This window comes from Bradyrhizobium sp. T-1, from assembly GCF_053592855.1.
In genome coordinates, this window is record NZ_CM132115.1 from 860,047 (window position 1) to 886,738 (window position 26,692).

Sequence of the window (26,692 nt, forward strand, 5' to 3'; positions counted from 1 at the left end):
GGGGTCCGGCTCAGGCGCTCAGACGCTTGCGGCCGCGGGCGCGGCGGGCGGCGAGGACCTTGCGGCCGCCGGCAGTGGCGAGACGAGCACGGAAACCGTGACGGCGCTTGCGCACCAGTTTGCTGGGTTGATAAGTCCGCTTCACGGGTTTTTCTCCGCTGACCGGGCAATTTGCCTGTAGAATTGATGGTAAAGTCCGGAAGATGCGGCCCCAAATGAGCCATTTCCGGCCCCAGAAGAGCCGCTCCCGGTGTCGCACCGGGTCATCGCGGACAATTTGCGCGGCTTATAAGCGAGCGCCTTGTTTTCGTCAACGCCGCAAGACCGCCCAGTTCCGGTGAATATCGCTGTTTCCTTGGGGTTTTTAACCCTTGAGGTGGCGGATAGCGAAATCAGCGCTTACATCCCACCTCGGCAGATTAGCGATCCGTAATTTGACCACCCCCAGGGGCGGGTCGCATCCTCCAAGAGCCAAGCTCTACCAGAAGGCAGCAGGGGCGAATTTCGTGGCAGCGACGGACCTCCAGCAGCCGACCCAGAACGCGGATCAGGACCTGGGTCAGGTCTTGGATCAGGCGCTGGATCGCGATTTGGACCAGCCGGCGACCCGGACGCGCGGGCCGGGAGGGCTCGGCCTGTCCGGCAAGCTGCTGCTGCTGACGGTCCCCCTGGTGATGATCGCGGCCGTCCTGCTCTATGTGCCCGCCATCGCCAACTTCTGGGTCAACCGGCTCAACGACCGTGTCGCGGCGGCCAACACGGCGGCGCTGGTGCTCGATGCGGCGCCGCTCGGCATGGTGCCCGATTCGCTGTCGCGCGAGATCCTGAAGAGCATCAATGCGCGCGCGGTCGCGATCAAGATGGGCCAGCAGCGCCGTCTTCTCGCCAGCGACAATCTGCCTGCCACGATCGAGCACGATGTCGATTTGCGCGACATGACGGTGTGGCAGGCCATCACCGGCTCGTTCCAGATGATGCTGGAGACCGGCAACCAGCCGATCCGCATCGTCGGCCCCGGCGTCGGCAACGCCCAGTTCGTCGAGATCGTGACCGACGAATTGCCGCTGCGGCAGTCGATGTACCGCTTCTCCCGCAACGTCGTGGTGGTCGCGCTGATCATCGGCGTTTTGACCGCCGGCCTCGTCTATCTCGCGCTCCATTATCTCTTTGTCCGGCCGATGCGGCGGCTGACTGCGAGCCTGGTCGGCTTCCACGAAAACCCCGAAAGCTCGGCGCGGATCATCGTGCCGAGCCAGCGCAGCGACGAAATCGGCGTGGCCGAGCGCGAATTGTCCGACATGCAGCGCGACCTGATGTCGATGCTGAATCAGAAGAGCCGGCTCGCCGCGCTCGGCCTTGCCGTCTCCAAGATCAACCATGATTTGCGCAATCTGCTGGCCTCGGCGCAGTTGCTGTCGGATCAGCTCGCCAGCGTGCCCGATCCGCGAGTGCAGCGCTTTGCGCCGAAGCTGGTGCGCTCGCTCGAGCGCGCCATCGCCTTCTGCCAGTCGACGCTGTCCTACGGCCGTGCCCAGGAGGCTGCGCCGGACCGCCGCATGATGCTGATCGAGCCGGTCGTCCTGGAGGTGCGCGAGACCGCGGGTCTTGCCAACGACGTCTCGATCGCCTGGGTCGCCGCGATCGAGCGCGGGCTTTCGGTCGATGCCGACCCCGATCAGCTGTTCCGCGTGCTCCTTAACCTCGTGCGGAACGCCGCGCAGGCGCTGGAGAGCCATGCCTCCGGCGACGGCGGCCCGCAGCAGATCCGGATCACCGGAAAGCGCGAGGGGGCGGTCGCCATCCTCGAGGTCTCCGATACCGGCCCCGGCGTGCCCCAGAAGACCCGGGAGCATCTGTTCGAGGCGTTCCAGACCTCCGGCCGCCCCGGCGGCAGCGGGCTGGGCCTCGCCATCGCGGCCGAGCTCGTCCGTGCCCATGGCGGCGACATCCATCTGGTCGAGGGCACCATCGGCGCCACCTTCCGGATCGTCATCCCCGACCGCCCCGTGGAACTCCTCTCCATCCGCAACGAGCGGCAGCGGGCGTAACTCGGCCAAAGGCCGAGCTGCCCGTCATTCCGGGGCGGCGTTGCGCGCCGAACCCGGAATCCAGAGGTTTTGGCGCGAGATTCCGGGTTCTCGCTTTGCGAGCCCCGGAATGACGGGGGAGAGACCGTCATCTCCGTGCAAAATCTCCCCATCCCGGACCTTGCCAACCGAACCAAGAGCGGTTAGTCAGAGCGCTCTTTCGCACCCCCTCCGGTTTTGCCGGGGGCTGCTTGCGGGCCACGCCCGCGCTGTTTGCGAAAAACGCGCCCGTAGCTCAGCTGGATAGAGCATCAGACTACGAATCTGAGGGTCGGACGTTCGAATCGTTCCGGGCGCGCCAGTTTTCCCCCGTTGCACAACAAAGCTGCGGACTGAACCATCGACGGATGGGGCGCACGCGAGCCATGCTCGTCCAGTGGTCTGCGCAATCTATTCTAAGCCGCCTGGCTTTGCCCTTCGTCGCCGATGAGACGGACCCGGTTGCGGCCGGCGGCCTTGGCGTCATAGAGCGCGATGTCGGCTTCCGCGAACAATTCGACGATCCGCCGGCGGTGCGGGCGGCCAATCAGAGCAGCGCCGATCGAGGCGCTGACTCCTAGGCGAAGACCGTTCCAGAAAAGCGGGCGGCTCAACATCATCACGGTCTGCTGCAACACGTGCCCGATTCGCGCAGGGTTGGTCGGAGCGCGCAGGATGATCGCGAATTCGTCGCCACCGAGCCGGCAGACCAAGCCGGCATCGTGGAAGGCGCGCAGCAAACGCTGCGCGACCTCGCATAGGCAGGCGTCTCCGGCCAGATGGCCGAATCTATCGTTGAGCTCCTTGAAGCCATCGAGGTCGAGCAGGACGAGTGCCGACGCGGAGCCATGATTCAGGCTGTCGTTGACGACCTCGCGGTAATGGGCCTGAAATTTTGCGCGATTGGCGAGCCCGGTCAGCGGATCGGTTTCGGCTTGCTGTCGCAGGCTCTCGAGCGCCTGTCGGTCGGAGGTGATGTCCTGTTTGGAGCCGAAGATCCGAACCGGCCTTCCGCCCTCCCGCAACGCGTTGATCGAAAGGCGCATCCAGCGCGCCTCACCGCGCCAGGTTCTGATCTCGGCATCGAGCGTGACCGGGCGACCGCTCCGGATGACCTCGGCACGAGCGAGCTCCATGCTGCGCCGGGATTCGTCGATGTAGAGATCAACGATGCTCGTGCGGCGCAGCGGGTTGCTCACTGGATAGCCGAAGATGTCGTAGACGCCCTGGGTCCAGCTCAGGCGCTCCGTCTCGAGTTCGCATTCCCAAGCGCCGATGCGTGCGGCATTCAGAGCCTGATCATAGAGTCGTACGCGAACCTCGTCCGACAAAGTCGAGGCAGCATGATCTTCTCTCATCGACGATCCGGCAGCATTTGGGTGATTTGGCCCAGGCCCCCAAAAGCTAGGGCTGCTGCGTTAACGAACCCTGTATGCCGGCCTGCATCCGGCGGCTGAACGGACCGCAGCGGCGACTGCCGCCAGGTTGAAGTCCGCCCAGAACGACAAGCGCCTTGTCCAGAATCATATAGTCACTTCAATGGCATATGCGTTCGCGGCGTTGTTCTGAAGGGCGCTGCCGCTTTTGTGCCGGACGCTGCGACGAGAGCGTGCGCAGGAGTGTCACCTGCGACGCGATCTAGCCCTCCATCGCCCTTGCCGCCTGCTCCAAGTTCGCCCGCGCAATCACGCGGTGGAACGGCGCGATCACCGCCAGGTAGGTCCGCCCCAGCCGGTTATGGCAATGCACCACCGTCACCACGACGAGCTCCCGGCCGCCCGCCGTGCCCGGGCGCAGCAGGATGGCGGCCCGGAAGTCGAGATGCCGGTCGTCCGCGCCCACCACCAACTCGTCCGCACTCCTCGACAGCAGGGGAAAGAAGCCGATCACCGGCCCCCGCGCCGCCGCAGCAGCACCGATCGCGCGAGACGATTTGACGCCGACCGTCGCCATCATCGCATCGCGCAGTCGCGTCAGCGCGCGAATCCACCACGCCGGCCGCTCGAACCCGGCGCGCGCCAGCGCTTCGAGATCGTCATTCGCTCCCGCCGGCAGGTGAACCGCGAACGCATCCAGCAGATCCGCGCCCGCATAACGCGGCGCCAGCAGGCTGTCGGACGGCACGGGTACCGCGTGGGCTTTGAACATGCACGTTGTCCATTGAGCGCGCCGGGATTGCCACCGCCCGAGCCGCAGCGCTAGATCGAGCGGGGCCGCATATTCTTTAGCATGTGATAGGCTCCGGTGTCATAGCGCCACGGCGAAGCAGGACTGTCATCTTCGCCGGTCGCGGCGCGCCAATAGTGATAGTCAATTTTCCAATGCGCATGATCGATCGCCTGTTCTCCTGCCTCGCTGTGTTGCTCGTAATTGCAGTCGTCCCGGTGCCTCCCGTGCACGCGGCCGAAACCTGCCCGTTCATCAGCGCCCAGCAACTCGCCGGTGCGATGCCGGCGCTCAAATGGTCTCTGATCTCAAATCAGGACGGCCGCGGCTGCATCTATCAGGGCGGGCGCGGCGACACGATGATGCTGTCCGTCTTCCGCAATCCCGACAAGGACCGCGCCAGGGAATTGTACGCGACCTTCGTCAAGACTCTTGGCGAGCGCATGCCGCTCAACGCGGTGTCCGGGATCGGCGACGAAGGTCAGGGCGGAACGAGCGCCGCCGGCGCAGAGCGCCAGGAGGCCTCGGTCGTCGCCCTGTCCGGCGACTACATTCTGCAGATCAGCGTCTATCCGATCGGCCGGCGTGCCGACGACGCACTGCTCGGACCGGTCACCGAAGCCGCGCGCGCCGCCATCGGGAATGTAGGCAAGAGCAGCGAGCGGTTTGGCGATTGCGAATGGCTCACGGCTGCGGATGCCGACGGTTTTCTCGACAAGAGCACGCTGACGCTCCAGCGGACCGGCGCCGGCAGCTGCATGATGTTCGACCGCGAGGCCAACACCATGACCGTCGCGGTGATCGCGATCTCGCGCGCCACGGTCATCAGCATGATGAAGCGCCCGGGCCCGTGCCAGCATGTGGCGATACCCGAGCTCGGCAGTGAAGCATTCGGCGAGCACTCCTGCACCAAGGGCAACGGCAACGCCGTCAACGTCTTTGTCTGGAAGAACGGCAGGCAGGCTTCGATCCTGTTCGCGCCGGTCAAGCCGCATCCTGAGTCTGGTTCGGTCGTGCACCTGAAGGCGGTTGCCGCGCGAGTCTATGGAAAGCTGTAACGACGCCGCGTGACATTGCCGGCGAGAGCTGCGGCTTGCCACATCTTGCAGGCATGAAAGCCCGTGCGCGTCTCGATCTGATTGCGGCCAGGAGAACGACTCCGCTGTTTCAGGACGGTTTCGTACCCTCAGGAAAATGGTTTCGTCGCGGCTGCGGCAGCCCGTTGCGCCCGACGGCCGTTCAATAGCCTCGTGAATTCTTTTGGATCGCTGGACTCGTTGCATTGAACCGGCTGCACCGCAGAACGACCAACCCCTGCCATTGAAAATCGATTTGGAGGTTGGAATGAAAGGACGTGCTTTGTTGATCGCGCTCGCTGGCTTCACCCTTGTGCCGGCGGTCAATTCTTCCGCGGCGCCGCTTACATATGGCACCTATTACGATGAGACTGCGTCGTCGGGTTCGTGCTTCGCGAGCACCTGCAACGTGTATTTCAGCCAGACGCCGGCGGACAAGCTGTTGATGATCAGGAAAATCAACTGTGTCTTCGGCGGCTCGGTCGCCGCGCAGCAGGCTGTTTTGGAGATCGCCACGCAATTTCACGGTGCGCCCATCCAGCGATTTTTGGCCTTGCCAATGCCGCAGGCGCAAGTCACCGGGGGAACCTTTACGACGAGCGTCGAGTCCCAAGCGGATTGGCTCGTCGGACAATCCAGATTTCCGTTCGTCGTGGTCAGCACCTTCACGAATGCAAGCACCATAAATGCGTCATGCACCCTGCGAGGGGACCTGATTGATCCCATCCAGTGAACCGCCTGAGTTACGGTGACAGCACCGGACCGTCACAGTAGTTCCCGGCTGCCGTTGCGCGTTGCCGGTCGGGGACGAGCGCACATTTGTGGTTCTTCGAGGCGCGGTTCGGTCCGGCACGCACCATCGCGGTTCAGAGGACTGGCGCTTCCGGGGCTGCGGAAGCCGGCGCGATCCGGCGATCGGTGATGGATGTCTCGCACGCTTCGAGTTGCGTGATCCGGCTCTGCAGCCGTGCGGCTTCTCCGGACAGCCAGTGAAGCTCGGCGGACATATCCACCAATTCGGCTTGCTCTGATTTATCAAGGGTGCGCTTCGCGCGCCGCTCGCACTCGTCGGCCTTCATCCGAAACAACTCGATCGCCCTGATCATCGGTCTCTCCTGCCGGTCGCATTCACAAGCTTCGTTCATGGGCACCGAAACGCAATTCGGTGATGTTCCCAGCCGGAAAAACACGGGAGATGCCGGTTAACGAATGGGTAAGGCTCTCCGGTGGCCTCACATCGCAACAATGGTCGCTGCGTGCGGCGGAATCTTTGTCGGAGATCAAGCCCACGGGCGAATGGCGCCGTAGTTTGTGTCCAGACAAAGAGCTGTCGATCGTCACGGCGTAGGGAGTGTCGAGCGGCAACGTCGTCCAGGGCGCTGCACATCGCGCCGGGGACGCCCGGTCGCGGCTCTCGTTCCTCTGAGACGGAGATCGTCATGTTCGAGAAGTTTGGAAGCATCGCCGTGGTCCTTGCGGCTGCTTTGGCGTTCATCGGCTCCGCGCCGACACTCGCCGATCATGCCGACATCGTCGTCAGTCAGGCCTGGAGCCGCGCCACGCCGAAGGGCGCGAAGGTTGCGGGCGGCTACCTCACCATCGAGAATCGCGGCGCCGCGGCCGACCGTCTTCTGTCCGCCGCCAGCCCGGCCGCCACCAGCGTCGAGGTCCATCAGATGACGATGCAGGATGGCATCATGACGATGCGTCCGCTCGAGCAGGGTCTGACGATTCCGCCGGACGAGATCGTCACGCTCGCGCCGGGTGGCAACCACATCATGTTCATCGGGCTGACCGCGCCCTTCGAGGAGGGGCAGCGGATCCCGGTCACGTTGAACTTTCAGCGTTCGGGAAAGATCGAAACCACCTTTGATGTCGGCAGTGTCGGCGCCAAGGGCCCCAGGCTCCAGATCGCCTCGACCGAAGCCGCGTCGCCGGCATTGCCTCCGGCGCAGAAGACGAACGCTGCTCCATCGACCGACGAACCCTTCTTCACGCATATCTGCGGCACGCGCGTGATGGCCGATGTGACCGTCACGCCCGGTCGGACCGGTCCTGTGGAGGTTTCGGTTCAGCTCTACGACGGTGATGAACAGCCGCTGACCGTCGATGCGCTGTCGGTGACGTTGGCCAATCCCGACAAGAACATCGCGCCAGTGACCGCATCCGCGACGCGGATCGCAGCCGACAAATGGCGCGTCAGCATGACGACCGCGGCAAGCGGGAAGTGGTCGCTGGCGTTCGGCATCGACATGAAGAAAGACGACCGCATCGATATCGCCGCGCCGATCCTCATCGAGTAATGCAGACTTTTGGAAACCACATGATGCCTGTTTCGCTCTCCGTTCCCAGTTCCGAGCCGGCCAACCAGCGAGCGTCGCTGCTGACCGCACTCGTCTATCCCCAGAACCAGTATCCCGCTGCCACGTTCGCGGCGCTCGTGGCGGCCTGCCGAGGACGCGGGCTCTCGCTGGCCGGCGTGCTGCAGCACGTCATCGACGCAACACCGGAGCGGCGCTGCGACGTGGTGCTCGAGGACCTTGCCACCGGTCGCCGGACGCCGATCTTCGAAGATCGCGGCGCGGGCGCCGCCGGCTGCCGGCTCGACGAGGGAGCCCTCGCGGACGTCGCGGTCCGCATCGAAAAGAGTCTCGAGGCATCACCGGACGTCCTGGTTCTCAACAAGTTCGGCAAGGCCGAGTGCGAGGGAGAAGGACTGCTCGATCTCATTGCCGCAGCCATCGAGCGGAACATCGTGGTCGTGATCGGTGTGCCCCAGGGCAATCTGCCGGCATGGCGCAGTTTTGCCGGCGATCTCGCAACCGAGCTTGGCGCCGACCTCGCCGAGGTCGAACGATGGGCGCAGGGGATACGCCGCTCAACGGCGCCGGCGTCGACGAACGTCCTGTCTTGCTGATGGATGTGGCCGTGCCGGCCCTACACGACTTCGACGGTCGTCGCCTCGAACTGGGTGCCGGCGCTACGATGGCGGGCGAGCACCTCGGCGGGCAGCTCCACGACCTCGTTTTGCGCGGTGCTGTCCAGCATCGCGTGAACGCGCTGGCGCGATGCCGCCAGCACGGCCGGATCGAGCCTGCCGGAATCGACGCCGTCGATGATCGATCGGGCGAGGAAGCGGGCGCGTTCGGTGTCGGTCAGATGCGAGCAGATCATCAGCATGTCGTTGCCGGCCGCCATGAAGCGCGCGCCGGAATCCGGCGCGTCCAGCCGGCCCGCCATCGCGCGCATGCCGACGTCGTCGGACACGATCACGCCGCGGAAATCCATCGCCTCGCGCAACAGCCCTTGCGTGATCGCGCGCGACAGCGTGACGGGATCGTTGGGGTCGAGCTTCCTGTAGAGAATGTGGGACGTCATCATCATCCCGATGCCGCTCTCGATTGCGGCGGCAAACGGCTTTAGCTCGCGCGCTTTGATCTGGTCGAGGTCGAGATCGAGCACCGGCAGTTCGTGATGCGAATCCACCTGCGTGTCGCCGTGCCCCGGAAAGTGCTTGCCGCAGGCCCGCACGCCCTGGCGCTCCATCGCCCTGGTGAACGGAAGCATCGACTTGATGACGTCGTCGGCCGTGCGGCCAAAGGCACGCTCGCCGATCACGGGATTGGCGGGGTTGCTGTGAATGTCGAGCACCGGCGCAAAATTCAGGTTGCAGCCGAGCGAGGCGAGCTCGACGCCCATGGCGTCGCCGACCTGCTCCGCGGTTCCGGCCCAGCGCGCCGCATAGGAAAAGCGCGTGATCGGCGGCGGCGTGCGGCACACGCGGCCGCCTTCATGATCGATGGCGATGAACTGCTTGTCGCGCTGCGAGGCATCGCGGATCGCGGCGATCAGGTCCCGGTGGATCGCCAGCCAGTCCCGATAGGGCAGATCGTGACGAAAATTGCTCTTGTAGAGGATGACGCCCGCCGGCTTGAGATCGCGCAGCAGCGCGCGATCGCGGTCGTCGAGGACGCTGGTCGGCCGAAGCCCGAGGAAGAAATGGTCGCCGACCGTTGCAAGAAGGGAATCGCTCATCCGCCAGTGCCGCCACAGATCGTTTCGGTTGAGTGAGATGGAGCTGGACGCAACGCGAACAATCAGCCCCTGCTCGAGCCGTCGCGTGGCCCGCTTCGTCATCGTAATATTTCAAATTTCCTCAACGGAATCAATCGTCAAAATCCGGTCGCTGTGGCGGGCCGTTGCTGCGGGCGCGACAGATCATTTGCCGACCGTCACCCAGGCCTGCGCCTTCTTCCGCCATTCCGCATCGAGGCGGTTGGGGGCGTCCTTTGCTGCATGAGCCCCGGCGGCGTGCCGATCATCTTACTGTCATCGTCCCGTCATTCCCGCTCTACTGATCGCTGCTCCCTTCGCCGCGCATCGTGGAGATTGAAATGCATCTGACTGAGACAATGTCGTCCGGCCGCCGGTCGCTCCTGAAGGGTCTTGTGGCCGGAGCGGTAGCCCCGTTTGCAGCACCGGCGTTTGCCGCCGAAAGCCTCCCGGCGGCGCCGACCGGTTCGGCCGCCGCCATCGCCACGGACAAGTCCTATTGGGCCGCCGTGAAGGGGCTCTATGCCGTGACGCCTGACGTCGTCAATTTCGAGAACGGCTATTGGGGCATCATGCCCGAGCCCGTGAGGCGGGAGTTCATCCGCCAGTCCGACATGATCAATTATCAGAACACGTTTTACGCGCGACAGCGCGCGGGCGCCGACTTCGAGGCTGTGCGCGTAAAAGTGGCGGAGGCGGTCGGCGCTGCGCCCGACGAGATCGCGCTCACCCGCGGCGCGACCGAAGCGTTGCAGCTCCTCATCGGCGGCTACAACAGGCTGAAGCCCGGCGACGGCGTGCTCTATGCCGACCTCGACTATGATTCGATGCAGTATGCGATGAACGCGCTGAAGGCGCGCCGCGGCGTCGATGTGGTCAAGTTCGACGTGCCGGAGCCGGCCAGCCGCCAGGCCGTGCTGGACGCCTATGCCCGCGCCATCGAGGCGAACCCGAAGACGCGACTGCTCCTGCTGACCCATGTCAGCCACCGCACCGGCCTCGTCATGCCGGTCGCAGAGATCGCGCGCATGGCGAGGGCCAAGGGCATCGACACCATCGTCGATGCCGCGCATTCCTGGGGACAGATCGACTTCCGCGTCAATGAGCTCGAGTCCGATTTCGTCGGCTTCAATTTGCACAAATGGATCGGTGCGCCGCTGGGCGTGGGCTTCCTCTACATCAGGAAGGACCGCCTCGCGGCCATCGACCGCGACATGGGGGACGAGGACTTTGCCGAGACCGATATCCGCTCGCGGGTTCACACCGGCACGGTCAATTTCGCCACGGTGTTGACGGTGCCCACGGCGCTTGCGCTGCATCAGCAGGTCGGCGCCGCGGCCAAGCAGGCCCGCCTGCGATATTTGCGCGACTATTGGGTGAGCCGCGCCCGCGGCTTCAAGGACCTCGAGATCCTGACGCCAGATGAGACAGGCTCCTATGGCGCGATCACGTCCTTCCGCCTCGCCGGCAAGACCAGCAAGGCCGACAACGAGGCGATCGTCGCGAAGCTCCGCGACAGCCACAAGATCATGACGGTGCGCCGGGCCGGTGTCGCCAAGGGCCAATGCATCCGCGTAACGCCGGCCCTCTTCACCGACGAGGCCGATCTCGACCGCCTCGTCGAGGCGCTCGCCGTCGTCACCGGGACGAAGACGGGGTGAGTGGCGGCGCAATCGCTTATGGGTGCGCGCTGGGGGGACCGACAGCCCCGCGGCGTCATGGCCGGGCTTGTCCCGGCCATCCACGCCTTGTCACACAGCACAATGAACGTGAATGCCCGGGACAAGCCCGGGCAGGACGACCTCTTGTGAATGTTCAAATGCGATGGTCCAGGGGTGAGGGGAGGCAGGCGCGGCGTGCGTCAACTGCGCTTGATGGATTGGATCAGGTCCCAGCGGTTGCCGCAGAGATCCTCGAAAACCGCCACGACGCCATAGGCCTCATGCCGTGGCGCCTCGATGAAACGCACGCCGGCGGCGATCATGCGCTCATGATCGCGCGCGAAATCATCCGTCCCTCGCAGAGCATGGATAGGACTTGAACGCGGGTTTCCAAGGGCAATTTGTTCATGCCCGATATCTGAACTTCTTTTATGCTTAGCGTTAAGCATAAATTTCAGCTACTTGAGAGTTGGCTCAAAAATAGGAGGGCCAGCGCGTCGCAGGGTGCCTTGCGGCAATGCGCAGAACGTCTCAATCCAATCGGCGCTCAAAGCCAACTCGTTCAGAATTTCTTCTGGATGCTTCCTCCCGTGCTCAAGAACGAGTTCGACTGCCCGACGCAACAACCGAGGTTGCTCAATCGGTATCTTGCGTGGGTCGTCTAGAGGTTCTTTCTTGCGCCACCGCCGGAAAGAAATCTGCTTGTAGAGGTTCAGCGCCTGATCGCCATCAATCAGATCAAGGTCTCGACATCGGTAGACCATTGCTTGAATTGAAACCTTCCAGCGCTCCTTCAACGGGACAAACGCATCAAGGCGTGTCGTGTAGACCTCATTTGGGAAAGAATTGCTTGGCAACAGAAACGCTCCGGCGAATTTGTCTGCCTCGCTTTCAACCGCCTTTAAGGTCGCCTTGTTCTCTAGATCTGATTGCTCAATCCATCGATGAAGGATCAAGTGCCCAAGTTCGTGGGCTAAGTCGTAGCGCAATCGAACGCCGGCCTCTTTTTCAGACGCCATAAAAATAAACGGACGCGCGCCGTTCCAGAACGAAAAGGCCTCAACGTTTTCGCCCTGCATCTCGTATCTGCAAACGACGATGCCTTTGCTTTCCAGCAATGCCAGCACGTTCGAAATAGGCCCGGGGCCTAGTCCCCAGCTCTTTCGTAGATTGAGTGCGATTTCGTTTATCTCGTCGAACTCGTACCTCCCATTTGGATTTTTGGGAGCAAACTCTGGCAAAGTTGGTGTCGGGTAATTCACCAACCCATCAAGGTATTTTGCGGTTTGCACAAACCAATCACCAAGCACTGCGGCAGCCTCATTACGACGCAGGGTTTCGGGGCCGAATTTGCGATAAAACTTTGCGCTAGCTGCACCAAAGGCTGGGCCATCTGCCGTCGTGAAAAAATTGACCGGTTGACCTAGAACGTCAGAGATTTTTTCGAACGTCGCAGGTTCAGGCGATTTATCCCCTCGCTCATAGGCTGATACTGCCTGACGGGTAACGCCAATCAGATCGCCAAGATCGCCCTGCGAAAGTCGCCTAACCTTACGAGCGTCCCGGAGTTTCGATGGAATCAAAAGCCGCCCGGCAATATTTGCGCGGGCGGCGGCACCGGGAAACTGAACTATTTTATTCGTCGCCATGGTCTCTGCGCCACTTATCGATTTCTTGCTTTAGCGTGATTACGGCTTCAATGTCGGTATCTTCCGGCGGCGGCTCAGGCGACGCCACGACGTGCGGCATCAGCATCAGGTTCGACGTCCGGTAGTGATAGCCCTTCTGTTGATCCTCTCTGGGAAGCCCGAGGTGGGCAAAATTCAAATCCTGATAGCCGTGAAGGAGCAGGATATGAGGCTCACCACCGGTTGGTTCCTCCTCTTCCGGTTTCGGCAAACCTCGCAACCACGCTTGGCCGTTGACGCGTTTATTCGCTCTGAAAGCGACATCCCGCGGTTGCTTGGCCGGGTCCGAAACCTGGCTGATTGTCACGACCGAATGTGAAGGAAGGATTTCAAGATAGCGTCCGGTCGGACGAAAAAGCGCCACCGAAAATCGAAGGGCCATTGGCCGCTTTGGCAAAGGCGCTCGAAACCCAGATCGACTGCCCACTGAATGATCCGGCCCCGGTTATCCAGTGCGCTCCTAACATTCAGGATAGGCTCGTCCTTGATGAGCAGGGCGGCCGCGTCATAGGCGGTTTTCAGGGTCGCGGGGATATGCGACCGCAAAGCCACCGATATCTGATCTTTGAGAAAGGCTTCTGCGCAGTCCACGTTTGCCTCGAATCTGGTTGCCTCGGCCCGTAGGCAACCTTATCCGAAAAAATGGCATTTTTGTCAACCAGATTCTATTTCTGCTCCCAGCGGGTTTTTGCAGCCTTTCTGGCTATTTCCTTCCGGCGCCTAGCCGACATTCCCTCAGCCCGCGCCTTGCCACCCATGCGCCCCAGCGCCACAGCGGCGGCATTCTTGCCGTCCTCCGTGGTCAAGTCGTCGATCTCGCCAGTAGCGATCTTGCTGACCACGACGGCGGCGCCGATGGGGCGCTTCTCGCCCTTAGGGCCTCTTGGCATTCAGCCTCCTAAACAGGTCTGGCAAAGACCGCTGTCGGCATAACCGAACGCGTCCATCACCTTCTCGGCCTGCTTGATTGTTGGGAATGGCCCCTTCCACCCAGTCGCCCCAGAGCCATTCTTGTCTTGATTTTCCTGTCCCTGACCACGGCGACAGTGCTTGCAGTCCGCGTCATGAACGCGGGCTCTTCGTCTAGGTTTCCCGTAGAAAACATAGAAGGTCATAGCCGCCCATGCTAATGCTTAGCGGTAAGCTTCGCAAGGGAGGGGGCATGGATAGGCTTGTAATACTCGCTGGGGCGCTTGTGCTTGCAGGATTCCTGAGTGGCGACCTCTACACCGCGACGGGACAGGGGACGGGCGGCGCGATTGTTGTAAATCGGTTCACCGGAAATGGCTGGTATTGCGGGGCAATGAACTGTTTCCCGCTCGTTCAAATGCAGCAAAATTCAAACTGAGACACTAGCAGGCGATCGCTTCGTCATAATCCGCGACCACGAGATTGACGAGGGACAGATGCTGATTCATCGCGCAACCCGGCGAATGGCGGCAAGTTCGCCGTCAGGACAACGAGGATAGCACGACATCGGCCCACGGTCGCGGGACTGGCGTCGCTGCAAATTCGTCGTCGTCAATCGCCGCCAATCGCAAACTGGCTTGTCTCCGCAGGAGCAACGTCACAGGGGCGCGCACCGATCGGCGGCGACCAATTGTCAATCTTCCGATCGCCGGAGAAGCGAATGCTCCAACACAGATTGTTATCGGAGCGGATCAGGTTCGTGGTCGCGTCATAAGCCCACCGGATTGCAACGTGCGCACAATCAGCGAGGACAAGTGCCGCATCCTCTGTCCCGGTCGGTACTCTTGCATCGATGCAAAGCTCCGGCTTGCCTTCCAGCGAAATCTTGTCTCCGGAAAGGCGGAACACGCGCTGGCGTACGCCCCAAAAGGCGTCGCACCGATCGATCGACAGGGGCGCTCCTGCCACGAATTGATAATTGGGCGCGGAAAGGCAGAGATAATCGGCATAAGAAGGGGTAATTCGTAACCCCTTCGGGCGCTGCGCCAGGAGCTTGTCCCGTCTCACCGGCTCGATGGCAAGTGCGCAGATACGAACCCTTCGATTTTCCCAACATCCGCCACTACGATTGACGTCACCCAGCCGGGATTGGGCGTGGGTTGCGCCAGGTGACTCGTTCCAGTAGGCGAGTCCCTTGTCGTTCTCAATATTTCCGATCGAAGCCCAATATTTGTCGCCATAGATTGAAAACGAGCCATCCGCGTCGGTACGTGCAAATTCGCAAACGCCATCGATGTAGGTCTTGCCGTCCACGATCAGCTTGCAGTCGACGGGTATCGTTGCCGCGAATCCGGGCATCGACGTCAACAGGATGAACGCGACGACACCAATTGCGAATCTGACGAACATTTGCCGCCCATCCTGTCCGATGTTGACTCCCGCATCCGCTCCGGATGGCAAGGGTCACTCGTGCCGTCGGCGTCCCGAGACGAGAGGCGCGTCAGTTTGCATCGTGAACGTAGCGCATGCCGATCGCGAGCCGATTCCAGACATTGATCATGCCGATGAGGATAGTGAGATCGGCGATCTCCTTGTCGGAGAACTGCTTTTTCAGTTCGTCGTAGTTTGCGTCCGGGGCGCGCGTGTCTGCGACGTTGGTGAGCGCCTCGGTCCAGGCCAGTGCGGCGCGTTCGGCCAGCGAATAGAGCGGCGATTCACGCCAGGCATCGAGAAGGTAGAGCCGCTGCTCGCTTTCGCCATGCTTGCGCGCATCCTTGCTGTGGACGTCAAGGCAATAAGCACAGCCGTTGATCTGAGAGGCGCGCATCTTCACGAGCTCGATCAAGCCTCTCGGCAGCCCGCATTTGTGGATGTAGGCCTCTACCGCGCGCAGCGCTGCGTAGCCCTCGGGGGCGATCTGCGCGGGTAACAGTCGGTCGGCATGCATATCTCTGTCCTCTTGAACGCCGGCTTAGCGCCATCCCAGCGCCGGCGCGACGTTCTTCAGGATCGCTTCGATCGCATGCGCGCAATAGTCCACGCCGAGCTGGTTCGGGATGGTCAGCAGCAGCGTATCGGCCTCGGCGATCGCCTCGTCCTGCCTGAGCTGCTCGATCAGCACATCCGGCTCGGCAGCATAGGAGCGGCCGAAGATCGCGCGGGTGCGCGGATCGATGAAGCCGATCTGGTCCTCGCCGCCCCGCTCGCCGCCGAAATAGGCGCGGTCGCGATCGTTCATCAGGGCAAAGATGCTGCGGCTGACGGAGACGCGGGGTTCGCGGCTATGGCCGGCCTCCTTCCAAGCGGCACGATAGGCGCGGATCTGCGCGGCCTGTTGCACGTGAAAGGCCTCGCCGGTCTCGTCGTTCTTCAGCGTCGAACTCTGCAAATTCATGCCGAGCTTTGCCGCCCACACCGCGGTGGCGTTCGAACCGGCGCCCCACCAGATCCGTTCGCGCAAGCCCGCCGAATGGGGTTCGAGCCGCAACATGCCCGGCGGATTCGGAAACATCGGCTGCGGATTGGGCTCGGCAAAGCCTTCGCCGCGCAGCAGGTCGAGAAACACCTCGGCATGGCGCCGGCCCATGTCGGCATCGCTCTGGCCCTCGGCCGGCCGGTAGCCAAAATAGCGCCAGCCATCGATCACCTGCTCGGGCGAGCCGCGGCTGATGCCGAGCTGGAGCCGTCCGCGGGCGATGAGGTCGGCGCTTCCCGCGTCCTCCACCATGTAGAGCGGGTTCTCGTAGCGCATGTCGATCACGGCCGTGCCGATCTCGATCGTGCTGGTCCTCGCGCCGACGGCGGCAAGCAACGGGAAGGGCGAGGCCAGCTGCCGCGCGAAATGGTGCACACGGAAATAGGCGCCATCCGCGCCGAGCTGCTCGGCCGCGATCGCCAGCTCGATCGATTGCAGCAGCGTGTCCCCGGCCGAACGCGTCTGCGATTGCGGCGAGGGTGTCCAGTGTCCGAAGGACAGGAATCCGATTTTCTTCATGGGTTATCTATGGATGCTGTGGAGCGGTTCGTCTGCTGACATTCAGGTGAGACGGACGATGCGGACGGGAAAGCGCGCGAGCCCCGATGATGTCATCATGCGCCTGTTTTGCCCGACGGGTCAAGTGATTTACGGATTTTCGGAAAAATTATGATCGAGCAGCAAGCTCGGGCGCGACGGCGATTCATCCCGATCTCATTGCGCTTCAAGCCTTCGATTTCGCTAATCCCGGTTACTGTGCATGGGGTTGTTTTCGAGATTTTGCCGGGGATGGGGCGTCAAGCCGAGCCTGATCGCTCTCGCCCGCTACTTCATCAACCGCACGCCCTTGGTCGTGAACTTCTGCGTCTTGCCGCCGGGACGAACGGGACGCTTGGTGCCGGCGGCCTTGCCGGTGCCGGGCGGCTGGTGCGCTGGGACCAACTGATGCGGCTGCGATCCGATCAGGTCGCGGCGGCCCATCTCGATCAAGGCCTCGCGCAGCACCGGCCAATTGTCGGGGTCGTGATAGCGCAGGAATGCCTTGTGCAGGCGGCGCTGGCGCAGGCCCTTGATCGCCTCGACCTTGTCGCTGCCGCCGTGGCGCACGCCGCGCAGCGGATTGACGCCGGTGTGGTACATCGCGGTTGCCGTCGCCATCGGTGAGGGCAGGAAGGTCTGCACCTGGTCCGCGCGATAGCGGTTCTTCTTGAGCCAGAGCGCGAGGTTCATCATGTCCTCGTCGGTCGTGCCCGGATGCGCCGCGATGAAATAAGGGATCAGGTAATATTTCTTGCCGGCCCGCTCGGCGGCTTCGTCGAACATCCGCTTGAACTTGTTGTAGGCGCCGATGCCCGGCTTCATCATCTTGTCGAGCGGACCGCGCTCGGTGTGCTCGGGTGCGATCTTCAGGTAACCGCCGACGTGATGGGTGACGAGCTCCTTGATGTATTCGGGGCTCTCGACCGCGAGGTCGTAGCGCACGCCCGAGGCGACCATCACCTTCTTGATGCCCTTGGTCTCGCGCACCTTGCGATAGAGCCGGATGAGATCGTCATGCGAGGTGTTGAGGTTCGGGCAGATCTCGGGGAAGACGCAGGACGGCCGCCGGCACGCGGCCTCGACCTTCGGGTCCTTGCACGCCATCCGGTACATGTTGGCGGTGGGGCCGCCGATGTCGGAGATCACGCCGGTGAAGCCCGGCGTCTTGTCGCGGATCTTCTCGATCTCGCGCAGGATCGAGCCTTCCGACCGGTTCTGGATGATGCGGCCCTCGTGCTCGGTGATCGAGCAGAAGGTGCAGCCGCCAAAGCAGCCGCGCATGATCGTCACCGAGAACTTGATCATGTCCCACGCCGGAATCTTCGCCTCGCCATAGGACGGATGCGGCGCGCGGGCGTAGGGAAGGTCGTAGACCGCGTCCATCTCTTCGCTGGTGAGCGGGATCGGCGGCGGGTTGAGCCAGAGATCGCGATCGCCGTGACGCTGCACCAGCGGCCGCGCATTGCCGGGATTGCTCTCACGGTGCAGCACGCGTGAGGCGCGGGCATAGGCATCCTTGTCCTGCTCGACCTGCTCCAGCGCCGGCAGCCGGATCACGGTCGCGCCTTTCTGGCGCGTCGCGCCCTCGTCGGCGGAATCGAGATCGTCGGCGTGCAGCTCGCTATAGTCTTCGGGCACGCGGCGGAACAGCGCGACGCCGCGGATGTCGTCGAGCGCGCGCGGCGCTTCACCGGCGGCGAGCCGCTGCGCGACTTCGACGACGGCGCGCTCGGCATTGCCGTAAAGCAGGAGGTCGGCCTTGGCGTCAGCCAGCACCGAGCGGCGCACCTTGTCCGACCAGTAATCGTAATGCGCGATCCGGCGCAGCGAGGCCTCGATGCCGCCGAGTACGATCGGGGTGTCCTTGAAAGCCTCGCGGCAGCGCTGGGCATAGACGATGGTGCAGCGGTCGGGCCGCTTGCCGCCTTCGCCGCCGGCCGTGTAGGCGTCGTCGCTGCGCAGGCGGCGATCCGCGGTGTAGCGGTTCACCATGGAGTCCATGTTGCCGCCGGTGACGCCGAAGAACACTTTTGGCTTGCCTAACGCCTTGAACGGCTCGGCCGACTGCCAGTCCGGCTGCGCGATGATGCCGACCCGGAAACCTTGCGCCTCGAGCAGCCGGCCGATGATGGCCATGCCAAAGCTCGGATGGTCGACATAGGCGTCCCCAGTCACCAGCACGATGTCGCAGGCATCCCAGCCGAGCGCGTCCATCTCGGCGCGGCTCATGGGGAGGAACGGCGCCGGCTTGCGCGGGCGCGCCTGGGCCATCAGGGGCTGTGGGGCGGCGATGATCTGGGTGTCCATGGCGCACAGGCATAGGACTCCGGGCCCGCGAATACAACCGACGGGGGCGTGAAAGATCGCGGTTCCGTGAGGTTGCGGGGCGGGTGCGTTGACCGTTCGCCAGCGCCCGGAGCTGTGTGATGCCGTCCACATACCGGCCGGCCGCACTTCGGCACCCTCTCACCCGTTTCAAGGGAGGTATCCATGTTATTTCTGATCGACGCGCTGCTGATCCTGGCGATGTTGTTTTTCCTGTTTCTGCCGATCTGCGATCGCAGGACGGTGCAGATGCGGCTCTGCATGGTCTGCGCGCTGCTGGCGGTGTTCTCGGTCTCGGTTGCGCGCACCCCGGTCGCGCCGGTGCTGCTCGCGAGCCTCGCCTCGCCTCCCGGAGCAGTGCGCTTGCCGCAGATGCATGTCAGCGATCCGTCTTCCGGCTCCTCACCGCGGCCGGCATTTTGGGGACACTGATCGAGCCGGCGACGGCCTGCCCAAACAGTTCCATCCTCGTGCGCCGCGGTTCATCCATAGGAACCATCCACCATCGCGAACATTCTGGCTTAAGGGATCGGCGCGAGCCGTGCTCGCGTGCGCCCGTGTCCGGGATCCGGACTGCTTCGATATTCGCCTCGGGCGATGGGGGAGCTGTGAGTACAGTCATAGAGAATTTGCTGTCACGGAAGCAGAAGCTCGTGGAACAGCTCGAGAAGGCGGAATCGGTCGAGGATCGCGACAAGATCGAGCATCAGCTCGAACAGATCAACACCGCGCTGGATTTCTTGGACAGACCGGGATCGGCAGGCGCGCGATAGAACCGCTCAATCCACTTTCAGGGCTTTGGCGTAGACCAGACCCGAATTGGTGATATGCGTCGTCATTGCCGCTTCGAACGCCGAAAACTCGCCACGTGCGAACAGATCGAGCAGCTTGCGGTGCTCGTCGAATGACGAGCGGGTGCGCACGTCGATCGGCGAGGTCAGATTGGTGCGGAGCGCGGCGACCCGGCCCGAGACGAGTTGGTAGGATTCGGCGAGATAGCGGTTGCCGCAATGTGCGAACAAGCCCTCGTGAAAGGCGGCGTCGGCACGTCCATAGGCAACGTTGTCCCTGGCCTCGACCGCCGGCTCCATCGCCGCGATCGCATCGCTCATGGTCGCGATCGCGCCATAGCGGTCGTGGCGAAAGGCAAGCTCCGCGGCCTTCGGTTCGAGCGCGATGCGGAAGGTGCAGAGCGCGGCAATGTCCTCGGCGCTCGGCGTGAACACAAAGCTGCCGACCTGCGGCCTGATCACCACGAGCCCCTGCGCCTGCAACTGGCCCATCGCCTCGCGCACCGGCGTGCGGCTGACGCCGAAAGAATTGGCCACCATCTCCTCGGAGATGGCAGCGCCGAGCGCAAACTCGCCGTCGATGATCGCCTGCCGCAATCGCAGCATCACCCGTTGCGACAGCGATTTCGGCGCATCGAGCTTGAGCGATCGCATCGGCGCTCTCAGATCACCTTGCCGGGGTTGAGCAGATGATCGGGATCGAGTGCGGCCTTCAGCGTCCGCATCAAGGCGATCTCGGGCTCGCTGCGGGCGTGGCCCAGCCACTTCTTCTTCAGCGTGCCGATGCCGTGCTCGGCGGAGACACTGCCGCCCATGTCGCGGACGAGGCCGTAGATGATCGTGTCCATCGCTTCCTTTGGCTGCTGCTCGACGGGAAGGCCCGTGACCCAGGAGACGAGGTGCAGATTGCCGTCGCCGATATGGCCGTAATAGACGCTCTCGCAGCCCTTGATGCCGGAAGCCAGCGCCGCCTTGCAGCGCGCGGCGAACTCGTCCATCCGCGCCACCGCAAGGCCGATGTCATAGGAGATGTGCGGGCCCAGCACCTGGCCGAACTCGGCGCAGATGTCGCGCACGCGCCAGAACGCCTGCGTCTGCGCCAGCGATTGCGCCACGGCGGCATCAGTGAGCAGCCCGCGCTCCATCAACTCTTCGAGCCAGGCCTGGAAGCGCGGCGCATCGACGCTCTCGTCGGTGCCTTGCGCCTCGACCAGCACGTAAAGGCCGAGGCCGGCGGCGACTGGCGGCTTGACGCCGGCGCGGGTCGTGATCACGTCCCAATAATCGGGCCACATCACCTCGAACGCCGACAGCAGCGGGCCGAGCCCGCTGCGTGCGGCATCGAGCAGCGCAATCACGGCGGCATAGTCCTTCAGCGCACAGAGCGCGGCCATGGTCGAGCGCGGCTTTGGAAATAGCCGAAGCACCACGCGGGTGATGATGCCGAGCGTGCCTTCCGAGCCGATGAAGAGATGCTTCAGGTCATAGCCGGCGTTGTTCTTCATCAGCTTGTTGAGGCTGGTGATGACGGTGCCGTCGGGCAGCACCACCTCGAGACCGAGCACCAGCTCGCGCGTCATGCCGTAGCGGATCACGCGGTTGCCGCCGGCGTTGGTGGAGAGATTGCCGCCGATCGCGCAGGAGCCACGCGAGCCGAGATCGAGCGGAAAGAAGAAGCCGGCTTCGTCCGCGGCCTTCTGGATCGTCTCCAGCGGCGTGCCTGATTTCACCGTCATCGTCATCGAAGCGCGGTCGATCTCCTCGATGCCGGCCATGCGCTCCAGCGAGATCGCAACCCAGCCCGCTTCAGGCGCGGCGCCGCGGCAGAGGCCAGTCAGGCCGCCTTGCGGCACGAATGGCAGGCGCGCCTGCCGGCAGGTCAGGATCGCATCGGCAACGCCCTGCGCATCGAGCGGGCGGATCACCGCCAGCGGCGTTTGCGGCAGGCTCGCGCTCCAGTCGTTGCAATTGCGCGCGGGCACGTCGCTGCCGGTCAGAACGGCTGCGGCGCCAAGCTTGTCGCGCAACGCAGCGAGCAATGGCTCGGGCTGACCGACGGGGGTCACCATGTTCATGCGAGACCTCCTCTCAATTTGGCTGCGCCTCATGCGCGCCGTGAGGGCGGAAAGGGTTTGCGTGGATCTTGTATGTAAGGTACAAGCTAAAAAGTAAAGCAAAAACAAGGCTCGATAGACCCCCAAAGATCATTGAAGATCAGGGGCTTATTTGGAGCCGCAACAATGGGTGGTGCTATGACGGAGGCAATTCGCGGGTTCTGGGTGGCGTCGGCAACGCCGCTGACGGCGGACGGCAATGTGGACCCCGCCAAGCTTGCCGCTCATGCCAAGCACCTTTTTAGCAAAGGCGTCGATGGCGTCGTACTGTTCGGCACCACCGGCGAGGGCACATCCTTCAATGTCAACGAACGCGTCGCGACCACCGAAGCCGCGCTCAAGGCCGGTGTGCCGGCGGAGCGCATCGGCATCGGCGGCGGCTTTCCCGCCATCAGCGACGGCATTGCGTTGACGCGCGCGGTGCTCGGCCTAGGCCTGCGCCACGTGCTGTATCTACCGCCTTACTTCGATCGCAGCGCCACGCCTGAAGGCATCGAGGATGCATTCGCGGCGATCTTCGACGGTGTCGCCGACGATCGTCTGCTCGCCTATCTCTATCATATCCCGCAGGTCTCGGGTGTCGCGATCCCGACGACGGTCGCCGCGAACTTGCGCAAGCGCTACGGTAAGGTGGTTGCGGGACTGAAAGACTCCAGCGGCGACTTCAAGCAGTTCCAGGCGTTCCGCGCTGCTGCTCCTGAACTGGCCATCACCGTCGGCAACGAAACCGATATTGCGCGTGCGATCGCCGGCGGCGGCGCCGGCACCATCTGCGGCATGGCCAACATTACGCCGGAACTGGTCAAGGCGATGATTGACGGCAAGGACGTCGAAGCGCGCATGCAGGCCGCGGTCGATATCGTGGTGAAGTCACCATCCTTCCTCACGACGCTGAAAGCGATCCTGGCTGCGCAAACCGGCGACGCCGGCTGGTTGCGTGTGCGACCGCCGCTGCGCGCGCTGTCGGACGGGACCGCGCTCAAGGCGAAGCTCGACGAACTGACCAGTCCTGCGATCGCCTGAGATCGCGTGACACTGCGACATGCTGCCGCGATTTCGCGTTCTGCATGTCGCGGTCAATCAGACAGGACATCTCTGATTGCCGCTGCAGGCGCATTCGCGCCTAGAACGATTCCATACTAGAGAGATTCAAGCCCGTTTACGGTTCTCTTCATTCGCAGCGGCTGGTAGATGCGCCAGCTTCAATGCTGTGACTTGGAAGTGAATCGAAAGTGCGTGCCTTGGTGGATGGTCCTCGCGTCAGAGGTCATCGAAATCGCGCCGGCAAGAGCCGCGCTGGTCTTCTCATCGGAGCGGCTGTGCTGCTCGCCGAATATCCCTCCAGCGCCACCGTCGCGCAGGCGCAAACGGCGCTGCCGCCGGTGAATGTGGATGCGCCGGCGCAGCGGCCGAAGCCGGCGCGGGCTTCGGAGCAGTCGCAACGGCGTACACAGGCGGTTGCGCGCCGGAACCAAACTGCAGCTGCACTGGCCGCGCCGACGCCGTCCGAACGTGCCGCGACTGAGGCTGTCGCACAACAAGCCGCAAAGCTCGGCTATCGCGCAATGCCGAACGCATCCACGCTGCGCTCGGGCGCATCGCCGCTCGACACCTCACAATCCGTCAACGTCGTGCCCGCGCAAGTGCTCAAGGATCAACTCCCGCGCAATATCGACGATGCACTGGTCAACATCAGCGGAATCACCCAGACCAATACGCTCGCCGGTACACAGGACGCGGTCATCCGCCGCGGCTTTGGCGACAATCGCGACGGCTCGATCATGCGCAACGGTATGCCGCTGGTGCAGGGCCGCAGCCTGAACGCCGCCGTCGACAGCGTCGAAGTGCTGAAGGGGCCGGCGTCGCTGCTCTACGGCATCATGGATCCGGGCGGCGTCGTCAACACCATCAGCAAGCGCCCGGAGCTCTATCAGCACGGTTCGGTCACGCTGCTCGGCTCGACCTACGCCAACCACCGTAACGGCGCTGACGGCACCCTCGACGTCACCGGACCGATCGGCGACGGCGGTCTCGCCTACCGTTTCATCGGCTACGGCGTCAGCGAGGATTATTGGCGCAATTTCGGCCGCCATCGGGAAATGCTCGTGAACCCGTCCCTCGCCTGGTACGGTGAGACCACGACGGTCCAACTCACCTACGAGCATCGCGAGTTCATCACTCCGTTCGACCGAGGCACCGCCTTCGTCAACGGCGCCCCGCTGCCGATCCCGGCGACGCGCCGGCTCGACGAGCCCTTCAACAACATGTGGGGCACGTCCGACCTGGTCCAGGGCTCAGTCGAGCAGAAGCTCGACGACAATTGGAAGGTTACGGCGGCCTACAGCTACAACACCGAGACCTACAGCGCCAACCAGCTTCGCATCACCAGCGTCAACGCCGCGACCGGCGTGGAAACGCGCAGCAACGACGGCACCCAGAACTCGCTGAGCAACGCCAGCTATGGCACCTCCTATCTGCAGGGTGATGTTTGGGCGGGCGGCTTCCGCAATGAGATCCTGTTTGGCGGCGAGGCGCTGTATCGGACGATTGATCGCCGCGACCTGATCCGCCAGGCGACTCCGAGCTTCAATTTCTACAACCCGATCTATGGACTGGTCACACCGGGCACGACCGTCTCGGCGACGGACAGTGAGCAGACCGACAAGCTCGGCACCCGCGGTTTGTTCGCCCAGGATACGTTCCATCTGACCAACTGGCTGTCCGTGGTCGGCGGCGTACGCTGGATGCAATACGAGCAGCTCGCCGGAAAGGGCCGGCCTCTGTTCGTCACCAATACAAATCTGGCGGGCGACAAGGTGCTGCCGCTCGGCGGTGTCATCGTCAAGCTTAGCGAAGAGCTCTCCTACTATGTGAGCTATACGCAGTCGCTGAAGCCGACCTCGACCATCGCGCTTTTCTCCGGTGCTCCTACTGGCTTCGTCGTCGACTCCAGCTTTGCGCCCGAAGAGGGAACGCAGTGGGAAACCGGGCTGAAATTCGACGTCAGCAAGCGTCTGTCGGGCACCCTGGCCGTCTATGACATCCAGAAGAAGAACGTGCTGGTGATCGATGACATCGGTGGCGGCAAGTCGGCGGCGCGCACCTCTGGTGCGGCCCGGTCGCGCGGTGTCGAATTGGATGTCACCGGCAGGCTGACCGATGAATGGGCCATGATCGGCAGCTATGGATATACCGATGCCCGGCTGATCAACGATCCCCAGGTCGGCAATGCAAAATTGCTGAACGCCGCGATGAACACGGCGTCGCTCTACCTCGTCTATGATTTCGGCGATCGGCTGCCCGGACGTCTGCGGCTCGGCGGCGGCGCACATTATGTTGGCGACCGGCCGGGCGACTCCCTCAACTCGTTCTTCCTGCCGGCCTACACCGTCGCTGACATCTTCGCGACCTACGACACCAGGATCGACAAGGTTCCGGTGACCTATCAGTTCAACGTCAAGAACCTCTTCGACAAGGTCTACTACACTTCCACCACCGGGAACGCCTTGAACGTCGCAATGGGTGACGGTCGACGCATCTCACTGTCGGCAACGGTGAAGTTTTGATAACGGGAATGCGGCACCAAGGCGGTGATGGCTCTGTCCTGTCGATCACGCGGGCCTGCGCCGATGCATAGGTTCGGGTCCATAATTAAAGCCGTACTGCTCCAGGTCCATTCCATCGCGGGCCTGGTGCTCGCGCTGCTGCTTTCTCTGATCGCGCTGACCGGCGTGATCATGAGCTTTGAGGACGAGATCGTTGACCATCTGAATGCCGGCATCATGCAGGTCGCGCCACGGACGACGCCGGCGCTACTGCCGGATGAACTGGTCACGCGCCTGAACGCTGTGCCGAATGCCGGCAAGGTCGCGGGCATCACACTGTCGAGCGATCCGTCAGCCGCCGCTTATATCCGCTTCGCGCGTGACGGGCAGGGCACGCGGCCGTCATCGTTCTATCTCGATCCCTATGATGGCCGCGTGCTGGGTGTCCCGCGCGGTGAGGACTTCTTCGCGACGGTACGCAGACTGCATCGCTGGCTGCTCATTCCCGGCGATGCCAAGGGTTGGGGCCGTCAGATTACGGGCGTTGCCGCGATGGGCCTGATCGTGATGCTGATTTCGGGTCTCGTGCTGCGCTGGCCGCGCCGGGCGAGCAGCGTGAAGATGTGGCTGAAGCCGAATCTCGGGCTCAGCGGCCGCGGCCTGCATCGTTCGTTGCACGCTGTCATCGGCACCTGGGTTCTGCCGATCTATCTCGTCATGACGCTCACCGGGCTCTGGTACTCCTTTGACTGGTACAAGGACGGCGTGATCTGGCTGCTGTCGCGACCGCATGTGGCAGCGGCGAAGGTACAGCCGAAGCAGTCCTCCGGTCGCGCTGAGCCGGCTCAGCCGGTCGGGTTCGATCGCACTTGGTCGACCCTCCTGCGCGAGGAGAGCGGTGGTTTCGCCAAGGCTCAGCTGATGCTCCCGCCCGGCCCAGGCACGGTGATGCGGGTCCGGTCGTGGCCGAAGGACTCCACGCTTGAATCCATGCGGGATGAGTTCCGCATCGATGCGGTCACCGGCCAGGTCATCTCCGTGGAGCGCTATGCCGACAAGACACTTGGCGAGAAGGCCATTACGAGCGTGCTCGACATCCACCGCGGCACTGTGCTGGGCTGGCCCGGCAAGCTTGCGTTCATGGTGGCTGCGGCGATGATGCCTCTGTTTGCGATCACCGGCGTGCTCTTGTACCTGTCGCGCCGCAAGTTGCGGCGTCCGGCGCAGCCGCCGCTCGGGCGGCTGGTTCCGGGCGAGTGATCGGACGCGAAGGCTAGCCAAG

Annotated in this window: 27 protein-coding genes and 1 tRNA gene; 13 read left to right on the top strand and 15 right to left on the bottom strand. The window is 63.3% G+C overall.

Annotated elements, in window-relative coordinates; translation table 11 throughout:
- Positions 1 to 10 precede the first annotated feature (10 nt).
- Positions 11 to 145, bottom strand: coding sequence for a 50S ribosomal protein L34 (gene rpmH / locus ACWAT4_RS04090; RefSeq protein WP_008542748.1), 135 nt, complete (start codon positions 143 to 145; stop codon positions 11 to 13).
- Positions 146 to 506: 361 nt separating this feature from the next.
- Here rpmH and ACWAT4_RS04095 point away from each other — a divergent pair, with 361 nt between their 5' ends.
- Entirely contained in the window at positions 507 to 2,048 is a 1,542-nt protein-coding gene (locus tag ACWAT4_RS04095) for a sensor histidine kinase (protein WP_212446202.1), read from the top strand.
- 263 nt (positions 2,049 to 2,311) lie between these two features.
- A tRNA-Arg gene (locus ACWAT4_RS04100) sits at positions 2,312 to 2,388 on the top strand.
- Positions 2,389 to 2,482: 94 nt separating this feature from the next.
- Here the strand turns inward: ACWAT4_RS04100 and ACWAT4_RS04105 are convergent.
- Together ACWAT4_RS04105 and ACWAT4_RS04110 are read right to left on the bottom strand one after the other, a co-directional pair.
- Positions 2,483 to 3,424, bottom strand: a complete 942-nt coding sequence (locus ACWAT4_RS04105) for a diguanylate cyclase domain-containing protein (protein ID WP_449729857.1) — start codon at positions 3,422 to 3,424, stop codon at positions 2,483 to 2,485.
- Positions 3,425 to 3,704: 280 nt separating this feature from the next.
- Positions 3,705 to 4,214 carry a DUF2867 domain-containing protein gene (locus ACWAT4_RS04110; RefSeq protein WP_212298626.1) on the bottom strand — a complete coding sequence of 170 codons (510 nt, stop codon included), beginning with the start codon at positions 4,212 to 4,214 and terminating at the stop codon, positions 3,705 to 3,707.
- A 173-nt stretch (positions 4,215 to 4,387) separates the two neighbouring features.
- Here ACWAT4_RS04110 and ACWAT4_RS04115 point away from each other — a divergent pair, with 173 nt between their 5' ends.
- Positions 4,388 to 5,290: a hypothetical protein gene (locus tag ACWAT4_RS04115; RefSeq protein WP_449729858.1), complete on the top strand. Its 903-nt coding sequence runs from the start codon at positions 4,388 to 4,390 to the stop codon at positions 5,288 to 5,290.
- A gap of 286 nt (positions 5,291 to 5,576) precedes the next feature.
- The gene (locus ACWAT4_RS04120; protein ID WP_449729859.1) at positions 5,577 to 6,041 is read left to right on the top strand and encodes a hypothetical protein; all 465 of its coding nucleotides are present in this window, start codon (positions 5,577 to 5,579) and stop codon (positions 6,039 to 6,041) included.
- Between the two features lie 133 nt (positions 6,042 to 6,174).
- On the opposite strand, the gene ACWAT4_RS04125 is transcribed toward ACWAT4_RS04120, so the two are convergent.
- Positions 6,175 to 6,414, bottom strand: a complete 240-nt coding sequence (locus tag ACWAT4_RS04125; RefSeq protein ID WP_212426472.1) for a hypothetical protein — start codon at positions 6,412 to 6,414, stop codon at positions 6,175 to 6,177.
- Between the two features lie 333 nt (positions 6,415 to 6,747).
- Between ACWAT4_RS04125 and ACWAT4_RS04130 the strand changes: the two genes are divergently transcribed.
- The gene (locus ACWAT4_RS04130) at positions 6,748 to 7,611 is read left to right on the top strand and encodes a copper chaperone PCu(A)C (RefSeq protein WP_449729860.1); all 864 of its coding nucleotides are present in this window, start codon (positions 6,748 to 6,750) and stop codon (positions 7,609 to 7,611) included.
- A 20-nt stretch (positions 7,612 to 7,631) separates the two neighbouring features.
- Positions 7,632 to 8,225: a DUF2478 domain-containing protein gene (locus ACWAT4_RS04135; RefSeq protein ID WP_449729861.1), complete on the top strand. Its 594-nt coding sequence runs from the start codon at positions 7,632 to 7,634 to the stop codon at positions 8,223 to 8,225.
- A gap of 20 nt (positions 8,226 to 8,245) precedes the next feature.
- On the opposite strand, the gene ACWAT4_RS04140 is transcribed toward ACWAT4_RS04135, so the two are convergent.
- Positions 8,246 to 9,343: a glycoside hydrolase family 3 N-terminal domain-containing protein gene (locus tag ACWAT4_RS04140; protein WP_449729862.1), complete on the bottom strand. Its 1,098-nt coding sequence runs from the start codon at positions 9,341 to 9,343 to the stop codon at positions 8,246 to 8,248.
- A gap of 85 nt (positions 9,344 to 9,428) precedes the next feature.
- On the opposite strand from ACWAT4_RS04140, the gene ACWAT4_RS04145 reads away from it, so the two are divergent.
- Positions 9,429 to 9,608: a hypothetical protein gene (locus ACWAT4_RS04145; protein ID WP_449729863.1), complete on the top strand. Its 180-nt coding sequence runs from the start codon at positions 9,429 to 9,431 to the stop codon at positions 9,606 to 9,608.
- 94 nt (positions 9,609 to 9,702) lie between these two features.
- Positions 9,703 to 11,022, top strand: a complete 1,320-nt coding sequence (locus ACWAT4_RS04150; RefSeq protein ID WP_449729864.1) for an aminotransferase class V-fold PLP-dependent enzyme — start codon at positions 9,703 to 9,705, stop codon at positions 11,020 to 11,022.
- A 200-nt stretch (positions 11,023 to 11,222) separates the two neighbouring features.
- Here ACWAT4_RS04150 and ACWAT4_RS04155 read toward each other — a convergent pair whose 3' ends face one another.
- The 8 genes from ACWAT4_RS04155 to ACWAT4_RS04190 all read right to left on the bottom strand — a co-directional run bounded on the left by ACWAT4_RS04155 (position 11,223) and on the right by ACWAT4_RS04190 (position 18,942).
- Positions 11,223 to 11,345 carry a VOC family protein gene (locus ACWAT4_RS04155; RefSeq protein ID WP_433995242.1) on the bottom strand — a complete coding sequence of 41 codons (123 nt, stop codon included), beginning with the start codon at positions 11,343 to 11,345 and terminating at the stop codon, positions 11,223 to 11,225.
- A 135-nt stretch (positions 11,346 to 11,480) separates the two neighbouring features.
- Complete coding sequence (locus ACWAT4_RS04160) at positions 11,481 to 12,671, bottom strand: ImmA/IrrE family metallo-endopeptidase (RefSeq protein WP_449729865.1); 1,191 nt, start codon at positions 12,669 to 12,671, stop codon at positions 11,481 to 11,483.
- Complete coding sequence (locus ACWAT4_RS04165; protein WP_212298618.1) at positions 12,658 to 13,092, bottom strand: hypothetical protein; 435 nt, start codon at positions 13,090 to 13,092, stop codon at positions 12,658 to 12,660. The genes ACWAT4_RS04160 and ACWAT4_RS04165 overlap by 14 nt, the downstream gene beginning before the upstream one ends.
- A gap of 283 nt (positions 13,093 to 13,375) precedes the next feature.
- Complete coding sequence (locus tag ACWAT4_RS04170; RefSeq protein ID WP_212298617.1) at positions 13,376 to 13,600, bottom strand: RNA-binding protein; 225 nt, start codon at positions 13,598 to 13,600, stop codon at positions 13,376 to 13,378.
- A 631-nt stretch (positions 13,601 to 14,231) separates the two neighbouring features.
- On the bottom strand, positions 14,232 to 15,029 hold the full coding sequence (locus ACWAT4_RS04175; RefSeq protein WP_449729866.1) for a ricin-type beta-trefoil lectin domain protein: 798 nt from the start codon (positions 15,027 to 15,029) through the stop codon (positions 14,232 to 14,234).
- Between the two features lie 91 nt (positions 15,030 to 15,120).
- Positions 15,121 to 15,567 (bottom strand): carboxymuconolactone decarboxylase family protein, encoded by a 447-nt coding sequence (locus ACWAT4_RS04180; protein ID WP_449729867.1) that lies wholly within the window; start codon positions 15,565 to 15,567, stop codon positions 15,121 to 15,123.
- A gap of 24 nt (positions 15,568 to 15,591) precedes the next feature.
- The gene (locus ACWAT4_RS04185) at positions 15,592 to 16,614 is read right to left on the bottom strand and encodes an LLM class flavin-dependent oxidoreductase (protein WP_449729868.1); all 1,023 of its coding nucleotides are present in this window, start codon (positions 16,612 to 16,614) and stop codon (positions 15,592 to 15,594) included.
- Positions 16,615 to 16,920: 306 nt separating this feature from the next.
- On the bottom strand, positions 16,921 to 18,942 hold the full coding sequence (locus ACWAT4_RS04190) for a YgiQ family radical SAM protein (RefSeq protein ID WP_449729869.1): 2,022 nt from the start codon (positions 18,940 to 18,942) through the stop codon (positions 16,921 to 16,923).
- A 183-nt stretch (positions 18,943 to 19,125) separates the two neighbouring features.
- On the opposite strand from ACWAT4_RS04190, the gene ACWAT4_RS04195 reads away from it, so the two are divergent.
- Positions 19,126 to 19,392 (top strand): hypothetical protein, encoded by a 267-nt coding sequence (locus ACWAT4_RS04195; protein WP_212298612.1) that lies wholly within the window; start codon positions 19,126 to 19,128, stop codon positions 19,390 to 19,392.
- Between the two features lie 176 nt (positions 19,393 to 19,568).
- Complete coding sequence (locus ACWAT4_RS04200; RefSeq protein ID WP_212298611.1) at positions 19,569 to 19,733, top strand: hypothetical protein; 165 nt, start codon at positions 19,569 to 19,571, stop codon at positions 19,731 to 19,733.
- Between the two features lie 6 nt (positions 19,734 to 19,739).
- Here ACWAT4_RS04200 and ACWAT4_RS04205 read toward each other — a convergent pair whose 3' ends face one another.
- On the bottom strand, positions 19,740 to 20,405 hold the full coding sequence (locus tag ACWAT4_RS04205; protein WP_212298610.1) for a GntR family transcriptional regulator: 666 nt from the start codon (positions 20,403 to 20,405) through the stop codon (positions 19,740 to 19,742).
- 8 nt (positions 20,406 to 20,413) lie between these two features.
- Positions 20,414 to 21,826 carry an FAD-binding oxidoreductase gene (locus ACWAT4_RS04210; protein WP_212426463.1) on the bottom strand — a complete coding sequence of 471 codons (1,413 nt, stop codon included), beginning with the start codon at positions 21,824 to 21,826 and terminating at the stop codon, positions 20,414 to 20,416.
- Positions 21,827 to 22,003: 177 nt separating this feature from the next.
- Between ACWAT4_RS04210 and ACWAT4_RS04215 the strand changes: the two genes are divergently transcribed.
- The 3 genes from ACWAT4_RS04215 (at position 22,004) to ACWAT4_RS04225 (ending at position 26,670) form a co-directional block, all read left to right on the top strand.
- Entirely contained in the window at positions 22,004 to 22,888 is an 885-nt protein-coding gene (locus ACWAT4_RS04215) for a dihydrodipicolinate synthase family protein (protein WP_449729870.1), read from the top strand.
- Between the two features lie 209 nt (positions 22,889 to 23,097).
- Complete coding sequence (locus tag ACWAT4_RS04220) at positions 23,098 to 25,431, top strand: TonB-dependent siderophore receptor (protein ID WP_449729871.1); 2,334 nt, start codon at positions 23,098 to 23,100, stop codon at positions 25,429 to 25,431.
- A gap of 63 nt (positions 25,432 to 25,494) precedes the next feature.
- Positions 25,495 to 26,670 (top strand): PepSY-associated TM helix domain-containing protein, encoded by a 1,176-nt coding sequence (locus tag ACWAT4_RS04225; RefSeq protein ID WP_449729872.1) that lies wholly within the window; start codon positions 25,495 to 25,497, stop codon positions 26,668 to 26,670.
- The last annotated feature ends 22 nt before the right edge of the window (positions 26,671 to 26,692 follow it).

Bases quoted from the DNA above. Each gene is read 5' to 3' on its own strand.
- ACWAT4_RS04160 (WP_449729865.1), bottom strand. From the start codon at position 12,671: ATGGCGACGAATAAAATAGTTCAGTTTCCCGGTGCCGCCGCCCGCGCA.
- ACWAT4_RS04125 (WP_212426472.1), bottom strand. From the start codon at position 6,414: ATGATCAGGGCGATCGAGTTGTTTCGGATGAAGGCCGACGAGTGCGAG.
- ACWAT4_RS04130 (WP_449729860.1), top strand. From the start codon at position 6,748: ATGTTCGAGAAGTTTGGAAGCATCGCCGTGGTCCTTGCGGCTGCTTTG.
- ACWAT4_RS04185 (WP_449729868.1), bottom strand. From the start codon at position 16,614: ATGAAGAAAATCGGATTCCTGTCCTTCGGACACTGGACACCCTCGCCG.
- ACWAT4_RS04170 (WP_212298617.1), bottom strand. From the start codon at position 13,600: ATGCCAAGAGGCCCTAAGGGCGAGAAGCGCCCCATCGGCGCCGCCGTC.
- ACWAT4_RS04175 (WP_449729866.1), bottom strand. From the start codon at position 15,029: ATGTTCGTCAGATTCGCAATTGGTGTCGTCGCGTTCATCCTGTTGACG.
- ACWAT4_RS04120 (WP_449729859.1), top strand. From the start codon at position 5,577: ATGAAAGGACGTGCTTTGTTGATCGCGCTCGCTGGCTTCACCCTTGTG.
- ACWAT4_RS04150 (WP_449729864.1), top strand. From the start codon at position 9,703: ATGCATCTGACTGAGACAATGTCGTCCGGCCGCCGGTCGCTCCTGAAG.
- ACWAT4_RS04115 (WP_449729858.1), top strand. From the start codon at position 4,388: ATGCGCATGATCGATCGCCTGTTCTCCTGCCTCGCTGTGTTGCTCGTA.
- ACWAT4_RS04190 (WP_449729869.1), bottom strand. From the start codon at position 18,942: ATGGACACCCAGATCATCGCCGCCCCACAGCCCCTGATGGCCCAGGCG.
- ACWAT4_RS04105 (WP_449729857.1), bottom strand. From the start codon at position 3,424: ATGAGAGAAGATCATGCTGCCTCGACTTTGTCGGACGAGGTTCGCGTA.
- ACWAT4_RS04110 (WP_212298626.1), bottom strand. From the start codon at position 4,214: ATGTTCAAAGCCCACGCGGTACCCGTGCCGTCCGACAGCCTGCTGGCG.
- ACWAT4_RS04210 (WP_212426463.1), bottom strand. From the start codon at position 21,826: ATGAACATGGTGACCCCCGTCGGTCAGCCCGAGCCATTGCTCGCTGCG.
- ACWAT4_RS04165 (WP_212298618.1), bottom strand. From the start codon at position 13,092: ATGGCCCTTCGATTTTCGGTGGCGCTTTTTCGTCCGACCGGACGCTAT.
- ACWAT4_RS04155 (WP_433995242.1), bottom strand. From the start codon at position 11,345: ATGATCGCCGCCGGCGTGCGTTTCATCGAGGCGCCACGGCATGAGGCC.
- ACWAT4_RS04205 (WP_212298610.1), bottom strand. From the start codon at position 20,405: ATGCGATCGCTCAAGCTCGATGCGCCGAAATCGCTGTCGCAACGGGTG.
- ACWAT4_RS04140 (WP_449729862.1), bottom strand. From the start codon at position 9,343: ATGAGCGATTCCCTTCTTGCAACGGTCGGCGACCATTTCTTCCTCGGG.
- ACWAT4_RS04225 (WP_449729872.1), top strand. From the start codon at position 25,495: ATGCATAGGTTCGGGTCCATAATTAAAGCCGTACTGCTCCAGGTCCAT.
- ACWAT4_RS04180 (WP_449729867.1), bottom strand. From the start codon at position 15,567: ATGCATGCCGACCGACTGTTACCCGCGCAGATCGCCCCCGAGGGCTAC.
- ACWAT4_RS04135 (WP_449729861.1), top strand. From the start codon at position 7,632: ATGATGCCTGTTTCGCTCTCCGTTCCCAGTTCCGAGCCGGCCAACCAG.
- ACWAT4_RS04215 (WP_449729870.1), top strand. From the start codon at position 22,004: ATGACGGAGGCAATTCGCGGGTTCTGGGTGGCGTCGGCAACGCCGCTG.
- ACWAT4_RS04195 (WP_212298612.1), top strand. From the start codon at position 19,126: ATGTTATTTCTGATCGACGCGCTGCTGATCCTGGCGATGTTGTTTTTC.